At 70.7% G+C, this 2,774-nt stretch carries 2 protein-coding genes and 1 pseudogene; all 3 read left to right on the forward strand.

The features are described 5' to 3' along the window. The first annotated feature begins 207 nt into the window (after positions 1 to 207). Complete coding sequence (locus D7Y21_RS40945; RefSeq protein WP_120562932.1) at positions 208 to 1,737, forward strand: glucan biosynthesis protein; 1,530 nt, start codon at positions 208 to 210, stop codon at positions 1,735 to 1,737. Then, positions 1,725 to 2,240 (forward strand): hypothetical protein, encoded by a 516-nt coding sequence (locus D7Y21_RS40950; protein ID WP_120562933.1) that lies wholly within the window; start codon positions 1,725 to 1,727, stop codon positions 2,238 to 2,240. Before D7Y21_RS40945 ends, D7Y21_RS40950 begins: the two co-directional genes overlap by 13 nt. A gap of 47 nt (positions 2,241 to 2,287) precedes the next feature. Next, positions 2,288 to 2,774: pseudogene (locus tag D7Y21_RS40955) on the forward strand (glucans biosynthesis glucosyltransferase MdoH); the annotation flags it as partial.

Here is a 2,774-nt window from a genome sequence, read left to right on the forward strand (position 1 = left end):
TCCAGGCACCGCCAGCCCCCTCTCTCGGCCCCCTCTCAAGCCGCCGGAATCATTGGAGTAGCAAGGAACTGCTGGAGGGCCACTTTGGGCAGGTCCTTGGAATGATTGGGAAATTCCCCAGCACCTGTCGACTGGCATGAGCGTTGCTAGCCTTTGCCGCGTCGCGCCGTACTGGCGCGGGCGGTGGACCCTGGTGAGGAGCGGGACTTGAAGCGGTGGCAGCGACAGACGGTGGGGCTGGCCTGGGGGTTCGGGCTGTGCGTGGCGGCGCTGGCGTGTGCCCAGCAGCCGAAGGCGGGGACGGCGAAGGCCTCCGGATTCTCCGCCCAGACGGTGGAGGAGAAGGCCCGCGCGCTGGCCGCGAAGCCGTACCAGGAGCCGCCCATCGGCGTGCCGCCGTCCTTCGAGAAGCTCACCTACGATCAGTACCGGGACATCCGCTTCCGCGACTCGGCGTCGCTGTGGCGTGAAGAGGGGCTGCCCTTCCGGGCGCAGTTCTTCCACCCCGGTTTTTATTACACCCGTCCGGTGGGCGTGAACGTGGTGGAGGGCGGCAAGGCGCGCCCGGTCCCGTTCTCCACGGAGCAGTTCACCTACGGCCCCCTGGTGGGAAATCCGCCCAAGGGCAAGGTGAACGGCTTCGCGGGCTTCCGCCTCAACGCGCCGCTCAACACGAAGGACTACTACGACGAGCTGGTGGTCTTCCTGGGCGCCAGCTACTTCCGCGCGCTGGGCAAGGGCAACCTGTACGGCCTGTCCGCGCGCGGGCTCGCCATCGACACGGCGCAGCCGGGGGGCGAGGAGTTCCCCACGTTCCGCGAGTTCTGGCTGGAGACGCCGGCGAAGGGCTCGGACACGGTGGTGGTGCACGCGCTGATGGACAGCCCCAGCGTCACGGGCGCGTACCGCTTCGCCATCCGCCCGGGTGAGCGGACCGTGATGGACGTGGACTCCACGGTGTTCGCGCGCAAGGCGGTGCGCCAGCTGGGCGTGGCGCCGCTCACCAGCATGTTCCTCTTTGGAGAGAACGACCGGGGCGACTTCGACGACTTCCGCCCGGAGGTGCACGACTCCGACGGCATCTCCGTGTGGATGAAGAACGGCGAGAAGCTGTGGCGCCCCCTGAAGAACCCGAAGCAGATCCAGGTGAGCAGCTTCCACACGGACGGGCTGTCGGGCTTCGGCCTGTTGCAGCGCGACCAGGCGTTCAGCAGCTATGAGGATCTGGAGGCGCACTCCGAGCGTCGTCCGGGCGCCTGGGTGGAGCCGGTGGGTGACTGGGGCGCGGGCTCCGTGCGGCTCGTGGAGCTGCCCACCCGCGAGGAGATCCACGACAACATCGTGGCCTTCTGGGTGCCGGATGCACCGGTGCAGGCGGGTGCACACCTTCGCTTCTCCTACCGGCTGTCCTGGGGCTTCTCCCCCGAGGGCGCGAAGGCCGGAGGTTCCACCGTCGCGGCGACGCGTGTCGCGGCGGGCAGCAAGCCGGGGGCGCGCCGCTTCGTCCTCGATTTCACGAAGGCCAGCACGGAAGGCACCGGTCCCGTGGAGGCGGTCGTCACCGCTTCCCGCGGCCAGGTGCTGCACCCGCGCGCCGAGGTCCACGCCGTCACGGGTGGCTTCCGGGCGGCCTTCGAGCTCATGCCCGACGGAGAAGGCCCCGTCGAGCTGCGCTGCTTCCTGAAACGCGGTTCCGAGACCCTCACCGAGACCTGGAGCTACCTGTGGATTCCGTGACCACGCACCCGTTCATCTCCTTCGCTCCGGCGATGCCCCAGGAAGCCCGCGCGGACACCCGCGCCGCGCTGGTGAGCTTCTTCCAGGACTTCGGCTTCACCGGCCGCAACGAGCTGGAGAAGCTGGCGGGCTGGGTCCTGGGCACGCGTGAGCTGTCCCTGTCGCCGGAGGCCGCGCTGGCGCTCGCGCGGTGGCGGGTGGAGGGTTGGCTGGCGGAGGTGCTGGGGCCCGCGCACGTGGGGCCGTCGCTGATGGTGCGCGGCCGGGCCGCGTTCGTGCTGGTGGGCGGCGCGCGCTGGGGCGCGGACGTGCTGATGCGCGCTCCGTCCTCGCTGCCGGAGGCGTGGCGCCGCGCGGTGTGTGAAGCAGTGCCCATGTCCGCCCCGGCGGAGGTGCCCTGCCAGATGCGCGAGCAGGTGCTCGTGCTCAATCCCTTCATGGACACGCTGCGCCGCTGGCTGCGTCCGGCCGCCGGCCAGGCGGGCGTGTCGCCGTCGCGCTAGGCGCGCACCTCACACACAGCGAAGCCGCACGGGAGCCCGGAGTCCGCATGAACGCCCAACCCTACACTCCGGCCCTGGCGCGGCCCCGCCGCGTGATGGTGCTGGGCCTTGCGGCCCTGTCCACGGGGTTCGCCTGCGTGGAGATGCACCGGCTGCTCGCGGCCCACGGCACCACGGTGCCGGAGCTGTTCGTGCTGGGGCTGTTCGCGGTGTGCTTCGCGTGGATCGCCCTGTCGTTCTGGAGCGGCGTTGCCGGCTTCATCCAGCTGGTGGCGAACCAGCGGGTGCCGGGGCTGCGCTGGCCCACCGAGGAGGAGGCGGCCCGTCCGCTCACGCGGCGCACCGCGGTGGTGATGCCCGTCTACAACGAGGACCCGGCCGCCGTGTTCGCGCACGTGCAGGCGACGTATGAGTCCATCGCCGCGACGGGGCAGCTGGACGCGTTCGACTTCTACGTGCTGAGTGACTCCACGCGGGCGGAGTCGTGGGTGGCGGAGGAGCTGGCGTGGTCGGAGCTGTGCCGCCGGGTGGGCG

The sequence above is a fragment of the Corallococcus sp. AB045 genome, from assembly GCF_003668895.1.
Lineage (GTDB): Bacteria > Myxococcota > Myxococcia > Myxococcales > Myxococcaceae > Corallococcus > Corallococcus coralloides.